The sequence below is a fragment of the Pseudonocardia oceanicola genome (assembly GCF_047200735.1).
GTDB lineage: Bacteria > Actinomycetota > Actinomycetes > Mycobacteriales > Pseudonocardiaceae > Pseudonocardia.
Genome location: NZ_JBJZON010000003.1, coordinates 301,440 through 316,552 on the forward strand (window position 1 = coordinate 301,440; position 15,113 = coordinate 316,552).

16 protein-coding genes and 1 pseudogene are annotated in these 15,113 nt (G+C 71.3%); 13 read left to right on the plus strand and 4 right to left on the minus strand.

What is annotated here, in order from left to right; all coding sequences use genetic code 11:
- Positions 1 to 19 precede the first annotated feature (19 nt).
- Entirely contained in the window at positions 20 to 466 is a 447-nt protein-coding gene (locus ACL02T_RS07915) for a nuclear transport factor 2 family protein (protein ID WP_412829950.1), read from the plus strand.
- A 183-nt stretch (positions 467 to 649) separates the two neighbouring features.
- Positions 650 to 961 carry an integration host factor, actinobacterial type gene (mihF, locus tag ACL02T_RS07920; RefSeq protein WP_412829951.1) on the plus strand — a complete coding sequence of 104 codons (312 nt, stop codon included), beginning with the start codon at positions 650 to 652 and terminating at the stop codon, positions 959 to 961.
- A gap of 199 nt (positions 962 to 1,160) precedes the next feature.
- Here the strand turns inward: mihF and ACL02T_RS07925 are convergent, their stop codons facing one another.
- Both ACL02T_RS07925 and ACL02T_RS07930 read right to left on the minus strand, forming a co-directional pair.
- Entirely contained in the window at positions 1,161 to 1,781 is a 621-nt protein-coding gene (locus tag ACL02T_RS07925) for a dihydrodipicolinate synthase family protein (protein WP_412829952.1), read from the minus strand.
- Positions 1,782 to 1,852: 71 nt separating this feature from the next.
- The gene (locus tag ACL02T_RS07930) at positions 1,853 to 2,212 is read right to left on the minus strand and encodes an AMP-binding enzyme (protein ID WP_412829953.1); all 360 of its coding nucleotides are present in this window, start codon (positions 2,210 to 2,212) and stop codon (positions 1,853 to 1,855) included.
- A 65-nt stretch (positions 2,213 to 2,277) separates the two neighbouring features.
- On the opposite strand from ACL02T_RS07930, the pseudogene ACL02T_RS07935 reads away from it, so the two are divergent.
- Together ACL02T_RS07935 and ACL02T_RS07940 are read left to right on the plus strand one after the other, a co-directional pair.
- Positions 2,278 to 2,367: pseudogene (locus tag ACL02T_RS07935) on the plus strand (hypothetical protein); the annotation flags it as partial.
- 19 nt (positions 2,368 to 2,386) lie between these two features.
- Entirely contained in the window at positions 2,387 to 3,271 is an 885-nt protein-coding gene (locus tag ACL02T_RS07940; RefSeq protein ID WP_412829975.1) for a CoA transferase, read from the plus strand.
- A 62-nt stretch (positions 3,272 to 3,333) separates the two neighbouring features.
- Here ACL02T_RS07940 and ACL02T_RS07945 read toward each other — a convergent pair whose 3' ends face one another.
- Both ACL02T_RS07945 and ACL02T_RS07950 read right to left on the minus strand, forming a co-directional pair.
- Complete coding sequence (locus tag ACL02T_RS07945; protein ID WP_412829954.1) at positions 3,334 to 4,446, minus strand: NDMA-dependent alcohol dehydrogenase; 1,113 nt, start codon at positions 4,444 to 4,446, stop codon at positions 3,334 to 3,336.
- Positions 4,443 to 5,627, minus strand: coding sequence for a cytochrome P450 (locus tag ACL02T_RS07950; protein ID WP_412829955.1), 1,185 nt, complete (start codon positions 5,625 to 5,627; stop codon positions 4,443 to 4,445). The genes ACL02T_RS07945 and ACL02T_RS07950 overlap by 4 nt, the downstream gene beginning before the upstream one ends.
- 498 nt (positions 5,628 to 6,125) lie before the next feature.
- On the opposite strand from ACL02T_RS07950, the gene ACL02T_RS07955 reads away from it, so the two are divergent.
- The 9 genes from ACL02T_RS07955 (at position 6,126) to ACL02T_RS07995 (ending at position 14,428) form a co-directional block, all read left to right on the plus strand.
- On the plus strand, positions 6,126 to 7,043 hold the full coding sequence (locus ACL02T_RS07955) for an alpha/beta hydrolase (RefSeq protein ID WP_412829956.1): 918 nt from the start codon (positions 6,126 to 6,128) through the stop codon (positions 7,041 to 7,043).
- Positions 7,040 to 7,663 carry an SDR family NAD(P)-dependent oxidoreductase gene (locus ACL02T_RS07960; RefSeq protein WP_412829976.1) on the plus strand — a complete coding sequence of 208 codons (624 nt, stop codon included), beginning with the start codon at positions 7,040 to 7,042 and terminating at the stop codon, positions 7,661 to 7,663. Before ACL02T_RS07955 ends, ACL02T_RS07960 begins: the two co-directional genes overlap by 4 nt.
- 71 nt (positions 7,664 to 7,734) lie before the next feature.
- On the plus strand, positions 7,735 to 8,460 hold the full coding sequence (locus ACL02T_RS07965) for a tyrosine-protein phosphatase (RefSeq protein WP_412829957.1): 726 nt from the start codon (positions 7,735 to 7,737) through the stop codon (positions 8,458 to 8,460).
- A 17-nt stretch (positions 8,461 to 8,477) separates the two neighbouring features.
- Positions 8,478 to 9,326 (plus strand): metallophosphoesterase family protein, encoded by an 849-nt coding sequence (locus tag ACL02T_RS07970; protein ID WP_412829958.1) that lies wholly within the window; start codon positions 8,478 to 8,480, stop codon positions 9,324 to 9,326.
- Positions 9,326 to 10,426 (plus strand): ABC transporter ATP-binding protein, encoded by a 1,101-nt coding sequence (locus tag ACL02T_RS07975; protein ID WP_412829959.1) that lies wholly within the window; start codon positions 9,326 to 9,328, stop codon positions 10,424 to 10,426. Before ACL02T_RS07970 ends, ACL02T_RS07975 begins: the two co-directional genes overlap by 1 nt.
- A gap of 14 nt (positions 10,427 to 10,440) precedes the next feature.
- A complete protein-coding gene (locus ACL02T_RS07980) occupies positions 10,441 to 11,820 on the plus strand; it encodes an ABC transporter substrate-binding protein (protein WP_412829960.1) in 1,380 nt (459 codons plus the stop codon).
- A gap of 10 nt (positions 11,821 to 11,830) precedes the next feature.
- Positions 11,831 to 12,820, plus strand: a complete 990-nt coding sequence (locus tag ACL02T_RS07985; RefSeq protein WP_412829961.1) for a carbohydrate ABC transporter permease — start codon at positions 11,831 to 11,833, stop codon at positions 12,818 to 12,820.
- Positions 12,813 to 13,661 carry a carbohydrate ABC transporter permease gene (locus tag ACL02T_RS07990; RefSeq protein WP_412829962.1) on the plus strand — a complete coding sequence of 283 codons (849 nt, stop codon included), beginning with the start codon at positions 12,813 to 12,815 and terminating at the stop codon, positions 13,659 to 13,661. Before ACL02T_RS07985 ends, ACL02T_RS07990 begins: the two co-directional genes overlap by 8 nt.
- Positions 13,658 to 14,428 carry a GntR family transcriptional regulator gene (locus ACL02T_RS07995; RefSeq protein WP_412829963.1) on the plus strand — a complete coding sequence of 257 codons (771 nt, stop codon included), beginning with the start codon at positions 13,658 to 13,660 and terminating at the stop codon, positions 14,426 to 14,428. Before ACL02T_RS07990 ends, ACL02T_RS07995 begins: the two co-directional genes overlap by 4 nt.
- Positions 14,429 to 15,113 lie beyond the last annotated feature (685 nt).

Consider the following 15,113-nt stretch of genomic DNA (forward strand, 5'->3'; position numbering starts at 1 on the left):
CGCGATCTACCGTTCGGTTGTGACTCCGGCCATGCAGGTCCTGATGCGCGAGGTCGAGCGCGTCTGGGACGACTTCTGGTCGGCGGTGTACGAGCGGGGCGACGCGGCTTCCGCCACAGCCCTGCTCGCCCCGGAGGCGGTGCTCGTCGACATGCCCGCGATGTCCGGCGGCAACGACCGGGCGGAGGTCGAACGGCACCTTGCCGGGACCGTCACCCCGTACCTGCCGGCCGACCTGGCGCGCCGGCGGATCTCCCGCACGGTCGACACCCGCGGTCTCGTCGACGAGCTCCGCTGGACCTTCACCCACGACCGCGAACTGCCCTGGCTGCTGCCCGGCGTGCCCCCGACCGGGCGCCCGGTGCGGGTCCTGGCGGTCTCGGTGGTGGCCGTCCGGCAGGGCCGGATCGTGTCGGTCCGGACGCTCTGGGACGACGTCCGGCTGCGCCGCCAGCTGACCGCCTGACCCGCCGAACCGCCCGTTCGCGGTGCCATGACGCCGTTATCGGCGCTTTCGGGCCTCTGAACTGGGGGTTCTCGCGTGGCGCCCTGGGCGTTCTGCCAGGCTATGGGCCACGCTGTACCAGGAACGACCACCGACGCACCCCCCGAGCGGGTGGTCGATGGCGACAGGAGAGGAGCACTCACCATGGCACTGCCCACCCTGACCCCCGAACAGCGCCAGGAGGCGCTCAAGAAGGCCGCGGCCGCCCGGACGGCGCGCAAGGAGCTTCGCGACAAGATCGCGAAGGGCGAGGAGACCATCCCCGCCGTCCTCGACCGGGCGAAGTCCGACCAGATCGTCGGCAAGACCAAGGTCGCGGACCTGCTCAAGAGCCTCCCCGGCTACGGCCCGGCCAAGGTGTCGGCGCTGCTCGAGCGCACCGGCATCGACGCCTCCCGCCGCGCCGCCGGCCTCGGCGAGCGGCAGCGGCAGGCCCTGCTCGACGCGCTGAAGTGAGCCGCCGGGCGCGCTGACGCCGGCGGTCCGCCGCACCCGGTCCGGCCATCGTCCGGGCCGGGTGCTCGCGTACTCCAGGGCGCGCCCGGGGCACCGGGACCGCGTTGCCCGGGCTCACCGTCGGGAGCGTCGGAGCCATCGTTGCGCACCACACGGACGCAGTCGACTCCGAGGAGAAGGGACTGCCCAGAAGACGGCATCACCCCGGGGGCCACACCCGCTGCGCCGGCCAGGGCGGGCGAGGGCGTCGACCGCCGCGCGCTGTCGGTGGCCCCGACGTGGCCACCCCTGGCCCGACGAAGCCCCCGTGACGATGGCTACCCTGCCGCTCAACGATGTCGCGGACCATCTGCTCGAGCATCTCGATCGGGATTCCCGCCGGGTGCAGCCGCTCGAACCCCCGCAGCGGGACGGGGAAGAGCATGACCGCCATGCTCGTGCCCGCGCAGAAGGCGGCGGTGTAGTCGTAGACGTCCCGCAGCGACGACGGGTAGAAGCTCGGCGGGTAGGACAGCAGCACCATCTCGGCGCCCGCGTCCTCGGCCCGCTTGGCCTGCTCGATGTTCTCCTCGAGGGTGTTGAAGCTGGCGTGGAAGAACAGCACCTGCTCCCCCGCCGCCTCGTCCACCGCGACCTCGACGAACCGGACGTACTCGTCCGTGGTCAGCGCGGTCTCGGAGACGAGCAGGGTGCCCCTGAAGCCCAGCTCGATGTTGCGCCGGACGTCGTGGCTGATCCCCGCCTCGTTCAGCCCGCGCAGGTCCGCGGTGTAGGACGGGATGATGACGTTGCAGACGCCCTTCATCTCCGAGCGGACCACTCCCGGGCCTCGGCCGTGCTGTAGCGCGCCACGTGCGGTTCTCCTCAGGTCGTGCGGGGATGCTGGGTCGGTCAGGCGGTCGCCGAGGTCTCCTCGGCGATCGTGCGGCGGATCGCCTCGCGCAGCCGGAACTTCTGGACCTTGCCGGACTGGGTCTTCGGTAGCTCCTCGACGATCTCGAGCCGTTCGGGCAGCTTCTGGGGCGCGATCCGGTGCTCGCGCAGGAAGTCGGTGAGCTCGGCGAGCGTCGGAGCCACGCCGTCGGGTACGACGTAGGCGCAGGCGCGCTCCACCATGACCGGATCCGGCATCGCGACGATCGCGACCTCGCCGACCCGGGGATGGCGGTGCAGCAGGTCCTCCACCTCGGTGACCGGGATGTTCTCCCCACCGCGCAGGACGATGTCCTTCTTGCGCCCACGGATCGACACGTAGCCCCGAGCATCCGCCTCGGCGAGGTCGCCGGGCCCTGGATCTGGTCGGAGATGGCCGCGCGATCCGGACCGCCCCTGGACCACGCCGCCGAGCGGTCGCGGACCGGCTGCTCGCGAGCGCCGACGTGTTCGTGACCAACCTGCGGCCCGCTGCGCTGGCCCGGCTCGGGGCTGGACCCGCGGCGCCAGCGCGACCGGAACCCGCGGCTGGTCTACGGCCAGATCACCGGCTACGGGCTCGGCCCGGCACAGGACGTCGCGAGCTACGACCACGGCGCGTTCTGGTCGGCCTCCGGCCTCGCGGCACTCTACGCGGACGGTGACGGGGTGCCGCCGCAGCCTGCGGGCGGCATGGGCGACCGGGCCACCGGGACGGCACTCGCCGGGGCGATCGCCGCGGCGCTGTTCCGCCGCGAGCGGACCGGGGTCGGCGAGCACGTGACCGGCTCGCTGCTGCGGACGGCCATGTGGCTCATGGCCTCCGACGTCGCCGACGCCCTGCGGGAACCGGAGGGTGAGCGCGTGAACGACCGTACCCGGGCCCCCGTGCCGACGGTCAACTGCTTCCGTTGCGCCGACGGCAGGTGGCTCTGGCTGCAGTGCATGCTGCCCGACCGCATGTGGTCCGCGCTGCTCACCGCGTTGGACGCGCACTGGCTCGACGACGACTCACGCTTCCGCTCCGGTGACCGGCGTTCACTGGCCAAGGCGGGCCCGGCCCTCGTGGAGGCACTCGACGAGCTCTTCCGCCAGCGCACGCTCTCGGAGTGGTCCGCGCGGCTCACCGCGGCGGGCGTCCCCTTCGCGCCGGTGCGGTCACTCGGCGAGGCGGTGGCCGACCCGGGGACGGCGACCGCCGGGGCGTTCCTGGAGATGGAGCATGCGGGCACCCGGTACCGCACGGTGAACACCCCCTGCACGTTCGAGGGGACACCGGCGGCGGCACGCACGGCCTCGCCCGGGGTCGGGCAGCACACCCGGGAGGTGCTCGCGGAGCTCGGGGTGCCCGCTGCCGAGATCGAGGCGCTGGACCGCGCCACCGCGGCCACGGTCTGACCCCCACCACGAGGGCGCCGCCCGGGTCCGACCCGGGCGGCGCCGTCGTGCTGGGGAGGGGCTCAGTGCTCGTGCACAATGATCCCGCGGATGTTCTTGCCCGCCTCCAGGTCCGCGTACCCCTGGTTGACCTCGTCCAGGGTGTAGCGGGCGGTGACCAGCTCGTCCAGCTTCACGATCCCGTCCTCGTAGAGGGCGAGCATCCTGCGGATGTCGTACTGCGGGTTCGACGAGCCGAACAGGCTGCCCCGGATCTGCCGCTCCCAGTTGACCAGGAAGAAGCCGGGGACCTTGATGTTCACCGCCTCCGGTGAGGACAGGCCGATGATCACCTCGACGCCGCCCTTGCCGAGGACGTCGAAGGCCGAGCGGACGACCTCCTCCTCCAGCACCCCGACGGTCACGATCGACTGGTCGGCGCCCTGCCCCCAGGTCAGCCGGGTGATCAGCTCCTGGGCCTCCTCGGCGCTGCCGACGGCGTGCGTGGCCCCCAGCTTCAGCGCCGTGTCCCGCTTGTACTGCAGCGGATCCACCGCCACGACGTGCCGGGCTCCGGCGACGCGGGCGCCCTGCACCGCGTTGATCCCGATCCCGCCGATCCCGTACACGACGGCCGTGTCGCCGGGCCGGACCTCGCCGGCGTTGATCGCCGCACCCCACCCGGTCGGCACCCCGCACCCGACGAGCACGGCCACCTCCAGCGGGAGGTGCTCGGGGACCTTGACCACGGAGTGCTGCGACAGCACCCCGTACTGGGCGAACGACCCGACCAGGCACATGCGCCCGTAGTCCTGGCCGTCCCCGTGGGCGCGGAAGGTCCCGTCCGGCATGCAGCCCTCGAGCGCGAACGCGCCGAGGTCGCAGAGGTTCTGCCTGCCCGTCGAGCAGTAGCGGCAGCTGCCGCAGCTCGGGATGAAGCTGCACACCACGTGGTCACCGGGCTCCAGACCCACGACGCCGGGCCCGACCTCCTCGATGATCCCGGCGCCCTCGTGGCCACCGATCATCGGCAGCCGGGGCTGGAACTCGCCACGCCGCGAGTGCTCGTCGGAGTGGCAGAGCCCGGCGGCCACGAACTTGATCAGCACCTCGCCCTGCTTGGGCGGGTCGAGCTCGACCTCGACGAGTTCCCAGTCCCGGCTCTTCCCGGTCAGGACGGCCGCACGTGACCTCATCGGGCACCTCCCGCCACCGGGAAGGTGACCGGCAGCTTGTGGTAGCCGTTGGTCGGCCACGACGACCGGTCGCCCTCACCGTCGAGCTCCCAGTCCGGGATCCGCCGCAGCAGCTCCTGCAGCACGACCCGCACCTCGAGCTTGGCGAGCTCCTCGCCGATGCAGCGGTGGATGCCGGTGCCGAAGGCGAGATGGCGGCGGTTGTCCCGCGCGGGGTCGAACGCGTCGGGGTTGTCGAAGACCTTCTCGTCCCGGCTGCCCGCGCCGAACATCAGAGTGACGGGCTCGCCCGCCTTGATCAGCCGTCCCTCGACCTCGGTGTCTTTCACCGCCGTCCGGGCCAGCGCCCGGATGGGCGCGGCGAGACGGATGAACTCCACGGTGGCCGCGGGCAGCAGGTCGGGGTTCTGCGCGAGCCGGTGCCGGTCCTCCGGGTTCTTCGCCAGATAGATCATCGACGTCGTCAGTGCGTCGGCGGTCGTCTGGTGCCCGGCGGAGAAGATGAGGGTGAAGGTCCCGCGGATCTCGTTGTCCGTGAGCGGCCTGCCGTCGACCTCGCTGCGCAGCATGGCGTCGACGATGTCGTCGTGGGACTCCTTGCGGCGCCGCGCGATCCACTCGTCGGCGAATGCGGTCACCTCCTGGAAGCAGGTGCCGATCGCCGCGAGGTCACCCACCGCGGAGCTCTCCACGATCGTCGTGGTCCAGCGGTAGAAGTACTCCCAGTCCTTCTCGGGGAGCCCGAGCAGCAGGCAGATGCCCATCGCCGGGAGCGGGATGTTCAGGTCGAACGCGAGGTCCGCACGTCCCTTGTCGGCGAACTTGTCGATCAGCTCGTTGGTGAGCTCGGTGATCCGCGGCTCGAAGCTCGCCACCCGCTCGCCCCGGAAGAAGGGCACGAGCGGCTTGCGGTACTGGCGGTGCTGCGGCGGGTCCGACTGCAGGGGGAGCCACGGCGCGCCGGTGTTCATCGGCGGCCAGGTCTGGGTCGGTGCGGAGACGAAGGAGTCGGTGTCCCGGGTGATCTGGGTGATGGCCTCGTGCGAGAACGCGCCCCAGAACCCGTCGAACTGGTCGGACCAGGCGACGGGGCACTTGCTGCGCACCTCGTTGTCGTGCTCGGCGGGGCACTTGACGCTGTACTCGCTCAGCGGGTCCCATTCCGACGTTCGCTGTTCCACGTGACCTCCTCGTCAGGGGCGGGTTTCCCGGCGGGCGCGCGGAGACGTCCCGCGCGCCCGGGTTGTGACGGCACTCTCATCAGACCCGTATTACCGGCGCCGTTACTCGGCGGCCGCAGGCCGCGCGGTAACGCCACCGCTAACCCTCCGCGCCCGAGCCTCCGACGGGGTGCACCGAAGTCCGGGGCCCCCTCGAGGAGGAGCACGATGACCGAGCTGCGGGCCCGTGAGCAGGAGCTTCTCGTCGAGGGGCGAGCCTCCCGAGTACGACACGAGCTTCTACCGTCCGCGGTCCATCGCGGTGGTGGGGGCGCACGACACCCGGGCCTGGCTGGCGGGGACCACACGGAGGGCGCTGCTGGACCAGTGGCGCGCGGGCCGCTTCCCGTTCGACCGGCTGGTGCCGCCTTCGACTTCGACAAGACCGACGACGCCATCGGGGCGACGTGGCCCCACTCGGTGATCAAGCCCGTCCTCGTCCTGAACTGAAAGGCTGCAATGACCCGCACCGACATCGAGATCACCAGCGAGGGGCAGACCATCCGCGGCTGGTACTACGCTCCGGACGGCGCAACCGGCCCCACGCCCGCGGTCGTCCTCGCGGGCGGCTGGTGCTACGTCCGCGAGCTCGTGATGCCCTACTACGCCCAGGAGTTCGCCTCCCGAGGCATCGGCGCCCTGGTCTTCGACTACCGCAACCTCGGCGTCTCGGACGGCGACGTCCGCCAGCACCTCGACCCCTGGATGCAGATCCGGGACTACCAGAACGCCCTGAGCTACCTCGAGCGCCGCGACGACGTGGACGCCGCCCGGCTCGGGGCGTGGGGCATCTCCTACTCCGGCGGACACGTCCTGGTGCTCGCCGCGACCGACCCCCGGGTCAAGGCCGTGGTCTCGCAGATCCCCGTCGTCGACGGCTACGAGAACATGCGCCGCGTCCACGGCACCCGCGGGTACCGCACCCTGTGGAAGACCATCCTCGAGGACCGCGCGCTGCGCTACGACGACCCGGACAAGCGCCTGTACCTCCCGCACGCCAGCCCCGACCCGGACAACGAGATCTCCGCCTGGCCGTTCGTGGAGACCTACACGACCTTCAAGGCGCTCAAGGAGACCGAGGCGCCGCTCTACCAGAACCTGTCCACGGTGGAGTCGGTCGACCTGCTGCTGAACTACGACATCATGCCCTTCGTCCGCCGGATCTACGACGTGCCGACGAAGATGCTCGTCGCCGAGCACGACGACCTCACCCTCTGGGACCTCGAGATCGGCGCCTTCAACGCGCTGCCGACCACCAAGAAGGACCTCACCGTCCTCGGCGGCACCACGCACATGACGCTCTACAGTGACCAGGACCGCCTGGCCGTCGCCGCGAACGAGGCGGGCGACTGGTTCGCCCGGCATCTGCGACCCTGAGCGGGCGTCTCGAGGGCGAGGTCGCCCTCCGCACCGGTGCCGCCCGCGGCATGGGCCGAGCGAGCGCACTTCGGTTCGCGGCCGAGGGCGCCACGGTCGTCGGCTGCGACCTGCGCAAGGAGAACCTCGACGCGACGGTCGCGGAGGTCACCGCCACCGGCGGGCGGAGGACCGGCACCGCGCCGGTCGACCTCGGCGACTCCGGACAGACCACCGCGTGGATCGACGCGGCAGCGGCAGAGCACGGCGGCATCGACGTGCCGTTCAACAACGCCTCGGCCCCGAGGTTCGCCCCACTGACGGAGATGTCCGACGAGGACTGGCACTTTGACGTCCGCAACGAGCTCGACCTCGTCTTCTTCGCCTGCCGCGCCGCGTGGTCGTGGCCGTCCGCGCGTCGGCCTCGAGGACGGCCGGGTCGACGCCGTCGGCGTGGAAGATCCCGTGGCTGCCGGGCACGGTCGTCACGTACCCCGGGTCGAGGGCCGGTGCCGCCGCCCCGGTCCGCGGATCGGATGCCGCAGGACGGTCCGCCGTCTGCCGCTTCCGTCGCGTCGTCGGCCGGGCCCGGTCCCCAGCGAGGGGGTGCCGGATGTCGTGACGTGATTCCATCCATCTAGATGTCTCCGCGTCAAACAGGATTCACCCGATCGGAGATGGTCTCGTCACTTTCGTCTAGATGAATGGCGTGGTGACCACTTCAGCTCCTCTGCGCCGGCTCCCGGTCGGCGCGACCTACAACCTGCGTGATGTCGGCGGCTATCCGATCGGCGGAGCCGCTAGGACCCGGTGGGGTCGGCTCTTCCGATCCGACGCCGCCCGTTTCACCGCCGACACCGACCTGGCCGGGCTCGGGCTCCGGACCGTGATCGACCTGCGGGACGACGTCGAGGTCGTCGCGCTGCCGACCGGCCTGGACGCGGTCGTCCCGACCGTGGTCCGCCGGCCCCTCGACCCCCGCGCCCTGCTCGGGACGCTGGACGACGGTTCCTCCGACCCCCTCGGCGAGCTGTATGTCGCCCTGATCCGCGAGCGTGGCCCCCGACTGGCGGAGATCGTTTCCGATCTCGCCGCGCCGGGCGCGCTGCCCGCTCTGGTGCACTGCGCGGCGGGCAAGGACCGGACCGGCGTGGTGATCGCGCTGGTGCTCTCCGCGATCGGGGTGCCCGACGACGTCGTCGCGACCGACTACGCCTTGACCGCCGAGTACCTCACGGCCGAGTTCTTCGCCTCGGTGCACGCCGAGTCCGGTGCCACGGACTCCGCCGACGAAACGCTGCGCGGCGCCCGCCCCGAGTCGGTCACTGCGCTGCTGCGGGTGCTCGCGGACGAGTACGACGGCGCCCGCGCCTACCTCGTCGGGCACGGCGTGCCCGACGAGGCGATCGACCGTCTCCACGCCGCCCTCACCGACTGACCAGCAGGGAGAGTCCCATGAAGATCGTGCAGATTTCCGACACCCACCTGACCGCGGCCGGCGGACCGACCGAGGCCGGGTTCCGGATGCTCGCCGCCCACCTCAACGAGCAGGTCCGCCCGGACGTGGTCGTGCACTCCGGCGACGTCCAGGTCCTGCACCCCGACGACGCCGCCGACCGAGCCCGCTCCCGCGAGCTCCTCGACCTGATCGACGCGCCGCTGCTGGTCGTCCCCGGCAATCACGACGTCGGGATGCCGGGGGTCGACGCCTGGGCCGGTCTCGTCGTGACCGACGCGCGTGTCGCCGCCCACGAGGCGGTGTTCGGCCCCGACCACTGGCGCCACGACACCGACGAGGCCGTTCTGATCGGTGTCGACAGCGAGCTGCTCGGGTCCGGGTTGCAGCGCGAGGCCGACCAGTGGCGCTGGCTCGAGCAGACCCTGGTCGAGCTGCCCGCCGGCAAGCCCGTGCTGCTGTTCCTGCACAAGCCGCTGTGGTCGGTCTCCGACGAGCCGGTCGACCACCAGGTGGACGTCGGCCCGGTCGCCCGTGACCGCCTGCTCGCGCTGCTCGAGGGCGTCGAGCTGCGTGCGGTCGGATGTGGCCACCTGCACCGCTACCGCCGGACGCAGCGGGCGAATGCGCTCGAGGTGTGGGCGCCTGCCACCGCGTTCCTGGCTGCGGGCGAGGACTCCCTGCCCGACGCCCACGAGGAGCTCGGCTACGTCGAGTACACCGTGGCCGACGGCGCCGTCACCGCCGAGTTCGCGCTGGTGCCGGGGATGCCGCAGCTGACCACCGCCGAGGTCCCGCAGATCGCCGAGGCGATCGAGGCGATGACCGCCGAAGCGGCCGCGGTCTAGTGGCCGCCGTCGAGCTCGACGGGATCGTGCGCCGGTTCGGCGACACGACCGCCGTCGCGGAGGTGTCACTGGCGACCGAGCGCAACGACTTCCTCGTCCTGCTCGGCCCCAGCGGCTGCGGCAAGACCACCCTGCTGCGCATGATCGCGGGGCTGCTGGAGCCCACCGAGGGCAGGATCCTGGTCGACGGCCGGGACGTCACCGCGCTGCCTCCGCGTGAGCGGGACCTGGCGATGGTGTTCCAGAACTACGCGCTCTACCCGCACCTGTCGGTGGAGCGCAACCTCGGGTTCGGGCTCAGCGTGCGAAGGACCGGGAAGGAGGAGCTGCGCCGCCGGGTCGACGACGTGGCCGATCTGCTCGATCTCGGTCCGCTGCTGCGTCGTCGCCCGAAGGAGCTCTCCGGCGGGCAGCGACAGCGGGTCGCGCTGGGCCGCGCGATGGTCCGTGAGCCTGAGGCGTTCCTCATGGACGAGCCGTTGTCCAACCTCGACGCGAAGCTGCGGGCGAGTACGCGGACCAGGCTGATCTCGCTGCACCGCAGGCTGGACACGACCTTCGTCTACGTCACCCACGACCAGATCGACGCCATGACCATGGCCACCAAGGTCGCCGTGCTCGACCAGGGCCGCATCGAACAGTTCGGCACCCCGGTGGACATCTACGACCGACCCGCGACCGCGTTCGTCGCCGGGTTCATGGGTGCCCCACCGATGAACCTGCTGCCCGCCGAGCTGGGCACCGGGCCCGACTCCCGGCTGGTACTGCGCGCTGCGGGGCTGGAGCTGTCATTGCCCCACCGAGGCGACCCCGGAGTGCCCGACGTGCTGCTGGGCATCCGCCCCGAACACCTCGTCCCGGCCGCCGACGGCGAGCTGCGGGGACGGGTGGACATCGTGGAGAACCTCGGTAGCGAGGAGGTCGCCGAGGTCCTGGTCGGCGACGCCCGGGTCAGCGTCCGCGGACCGCGGCCCCTCGAACTCACCCCCGGCGCCGCGGCGACCTTCACCGTCCGCGCCGAGCACATCCATCTCTTCGGGCGGCAGAGCGGCCGTCGACTCACCTGGGAGCCGGCCCCGGCCCCCGCTCTCGTGTCCTGAAGGGACCACCGTCCATGACACTCCGCCGCGCCCTCCCCGCCCTGGTGGTCGCCCTCGCCGCCGCCCTGGCCGGCTGCGCCGCCGTCCCCACCACCACCGCCGCGAGCTCGGACAGCGCCACCGCGATCATCCCCGAGCTGGCCCCTGACCAGCAGGTTTCGATCCGCTGGGAGTCCTACAACCTCGCCAGCGCCGGCATCTTCGGCGACACCACCCGCAAGCTGGTCGCCGAGTTCGAGAAGCAGCACCCGAACATCCACGTCGAGGCCGTGCCGCCGCAGGGCGCCGCGAACGAGATCGCCCAGAGCGTGCAGCGCCAGGTCGTCGCCGGGAACCCCCCGGACGTCGGCCAGCTCACCTTCGCCGACCTGCGCTACACCGCGAGCGACCTCGGCGCCCAGCCACTGGACGAACTCGTCGGCCACGACGAGGTCCAGAAGCTGCTCACCGACGGGCCGCACCCCTACGCGCCCCGCGCCGCGGTCCTCGGCGACCTCGACGGCACCACCTACGGCATCCCCTACGTGTTCTCCACCCCGATGCTGTTCCTCAACGCCGACCTGTTCCGCAAGGCCGGCCTCGACCCGAGCAACCCGCCCGAGACCTGGGACGAGGTCGCCACCGCGGCCGCGGCGATCGCCAAGGTCCCGGGCACGACGGGCGGCGCCTACCTGTCCTGCCTCGACGCCGCCTCCGGCGGCGACTGGTGCCTCACCGGCATCGCGCGCTCCGCGGGCGGGCGGCTCCTCTCCGCCGACGGCAAGTCCCTGACCTGGACCGACCCGAACACCGTCGCCGCCTTCGCCGGCATGCAGAAAATCACCCAGGCCGGCCCCAACGCGCAGCCGAACATCTCCGGCAACGACGCCCAGGACGCCTTCCTGCGCGGCAACCTCGGCATGCTGCTGACCTCCGCCGCCCTGCAGAACGCGATCCTCAAGTCCTCCGACGGCAAGTGGCAGGCCGCCGCCGCGCCGATGCCCGGCTTCGGCACCACCCCGTCGGTCCCCACCAACTCCGGATCAGCGCTGTTCATCTTGACCAAGGACCCCGCCAAACAGCGGGCCGCCTGGGAGCTCATCAAGTTCCTGACCAGCGCACAGAGCGAGACCACGATCACCTCGAACATCGGCTACGTCCCGCTGCGCGCCTCGCTGATCGACGACCCGGCCTACCTCAAGTCCTTCGCCGACGCCCACCCCGACTTCGTCCGGCCCAACGTCGCCCAGCTCGACCGCCTCGAGCCCTGGGTGTCCTACCCCGGCCCCAACTACCAGCAGATCCGCACGACCCTGGCCAAGGCCACCGACGAGATCGTCTTCCGCGGCGCCGACCCCGCCGCCACCCTGGCCACCGCACAGGCCAGTGCCCAGTCCCTGATGCCCACGTCGTGACGGGACCCTCATGACCGACCTGCTCGATCGACCGGCCCCGGCCCCCGGGCACTTCGTGGAGCCGGCCCCGCCGGCTCCGCGCGGCGTCCCGGGGCCGGTGGTCCGCCGCCCGCTGCTGCGCCGGCTCGCCGGCGGCGCCGCGCCCTACCTCTACCTCGTCCCCGCGCTGGCGGGACTGGCGATCTGGGTGTACTCCCCGCTCGTCCAGACCATCCAGCTGTCCTTCTACGACTGGAACCTCGTCCCGACCTCCCCGGCCCGACCGGCCGGCTGGTCCAACTACGGCGAGGCCTTCGACCTCCCCCAACTCGGCCGGGCCACCACGAACACCCTGCTCTACCTGTTGGGACTGCTGCCGTTCACCATCGTCGTCCCCGTGCTGGTCGTCCTGGTCTCCCAACGCGTCCACGGCAGAGCCCGCGCCTTCTACCGGACCGCGATCTTCGCGCCCTACCTGATCGCTCCGGTCGTCACCGCGATCGTCTGGCGCTGGCTGCTCGACCCCGGTGGCCTGGTCAACCAGGCGCTCGGGCTCCTCGGCGTCGAGCCCATCTCGTTTCTGCGCGACCCCACGTGGGCCATGTGGTCGATCGTGGTCATCGTCGGCTGGCAGCTGCTCGGCTTCGCGGTCCTCGTCGTCTCCGCCGGAGTGTCGGGCATCTCCGACGACTACGCCGCCGCCGCCCGCACCGACGGAGCGACCGAGGGCCAGATCACCCGCCGGATCACCCTGCCCCTGCTCTCCCCGACCCTGCTGTTCATGGTCACCTTGACCATCCTCTCGGCGGCCCAGCTGATGTTCCCGATGATCCAGGTCCTCACCCAGGGCGGTCCGGGGGACTCCACCACCAACCTCTACTACCTGCTCTACGACACCGCCTTCGGCTCCTTCGACGTCGGGCTCGCCTCCGCCGCCAGCGTGCTGTTCTTCCTCGGCTTCGGGCTGCTGGCCTGGGGTGCGGTGTGGCTGATGGACCGCTGGAGCTTCCACGATGACTGACCCCACGACCACCATCGCGAGGCCGTCCCTGTCACGGGGCCGGTTCGGCCTCGCCGCCGGACACGGCGTGCTGATCGCGATCACCGTGTTCAGCCTGGTGCCGATCCTGTGGATGTACCTCACGGCGCTGCGGCCGCGGGACGAGGCGCTCACCCAGTCCGTGCTGCCAACCGGGCTCAGTCTGGACAACCTGCGTGCCGCCGCTCAGCTGCTGCCACTCGGCGGACTGGTGGGCAACACCGCGCTCATGGCGCTCGGGGTCGCAGCATGCCAGCTGTTCACCGCGCTCCTCGCCGCCTACGCCTTCGGACGCTGGCGCTTCCGCGGGGAACGGATCCTCTTTCTCGTCTTCGTCGCGACCTGGCTCGTCCCGTTCCAGGTCACGATGCTGCCCAACTACGTGCTCCTGTCGAACCTGGGCTGGCTGAACACCCTCACCGGCGTGATCATTCCCCAGATCACCGCGCCCTTCGCGGTCCTGCTGCTGCGCCAGCACATGCGCTCGTTCCCGCGTGAGCTGCTCGACGCCGCCCGGATGGACGGCCGCTCACACTGGAACACGCTGTGGACCGTCGTCGTCCCCTCACTGCGCGGCCCCCTGGCCGCCCTGGCGATCCTGCTGTTCGTCACCGCCTGGAACGAGTACTTCTGGCCCCTGCTCGTCCTGTCCGACCCCGCCTCCGTGGTCCAGATCGGGCTGCGCAGCCTGATCACCGAGGCCGGGACCGACTACGGTGCGATGATGGCCGCCGCCGGGGCCCTGTGCCTGCCGATCCTCGCCGTCTACCTTCTCCTGCAACGCCAGGTCGTCAACGCCTTCGTCCGCTCCGGACTGCGATGACCACCAGCCGCACCGGCCGCCGCGGCGACCCGCCCGTCTACCGCCAGGTCGAGGCCGAGATCCGCCGCCGCATCCGCGACGGCGAAATCGGCCCCGGCCAACGCCTGCCCAGCGAGACCGAACTCGCCACCGAGTGGGGCGTCAACCGCCTCACCATCCGCCAGGCCATCGGCGAGCTCGCCCGCGCCGGCCACGTCACCGTCCGGCAGGGCTCGGGAACCTACGTCGCCGAACCGGTGATGATCGTGAACCTCGACCTCCCACTCATGCCCTCCACCGACGCCGACGCCGGCAGCACCGCCTCCCTCGCCGAACACGTCCAGGAGGACCAGACCGAGACCCTCGTCCACCTGACCGACCACGACACCGACCCCGCCGCCACCGACGCCCTCGAACCCCCCGGGCCACTCGTCCGCGTCGACACTCTCGTCCGCACCGGCCAACAGCCCCTCCTGGTCAGCAGCTACTGGCTCGACGCTGCCCGCTTCCCCGGCTTCCCCCACCACGTCACCGAACGCGTCGCGCTCTTCCAGATCCTCCAGGACCACCACGGCCTTCGACTGCGCCACTCCTGGCGCTCCCTGACCGCCGGCGTCGCCAACAGGGAGGACGCCGCCCTTCTGGCCATCCCCCCAGGCGGGCCGGTGATGCTTCGCGAAGGCGTCAACGTCGACCCTGACCTCATCCCCACGATGTACCTGCGCCGCCGCATCCGCGGAGACCGGATCAGATTCACCATGCGCTACGACACGACGGCGCCGAGCTGATCGAGCCGGTCGGCTGAGGCCGCATCACGAGGGGGACTTTGCAAGATCGGTGCTCCGGCCCGACACGCCGGGGCTGGTCTCCGGCGGGACGGGCTTTTCCACAGGGGCCCCGGGCCCACGGACGTGCGGTCCGACTGGACGCTGTGCAGTCGCGCGTGCTCAGCCCGTATCCGCGAGTAGTGGGCGCTCGCGGACGGTGAGAGAACGACAGGTGTCCTGCTCACCTGCGATGATCGTGTTTGCGACGACACAGTCATCAGGGTCGAGAGGACACCTATCGGGTGGCAAGAGTACGCAAGCGGCGAGGCCGGCGTGCGCGGGTGCAGGTCGGCGCTCCGGACGAGTCGCTGACTAGTGCGGTGACCACAGAGGTTCACCGGGCCATTCGGCGCTGGGTCTGCCCTACGTCGGTGCGGTCGACGAGCGCGCGGCAGTGATGATGGCCGTTGGAGCGGTCCGGAGTGGTCCTCACTGGAAAGGCGGGGCCTCGACCCGAAGTTCTCGCTCCTTCCGTGGCCGTCCTTCGACGAGGTCGCGCGGGGAACGGGCATCGCAGGAGTGACCGTGCGCAGTGAGTCGGGCCTCGATGAGGTCGGTCGCAGAGTCTCGGCGGGAGACCGCCACTCCTCGTCGATCTTCGTGTCGACCCTGCGGTCGACATCGGTGATGTGCGCTGAGCGGCGGC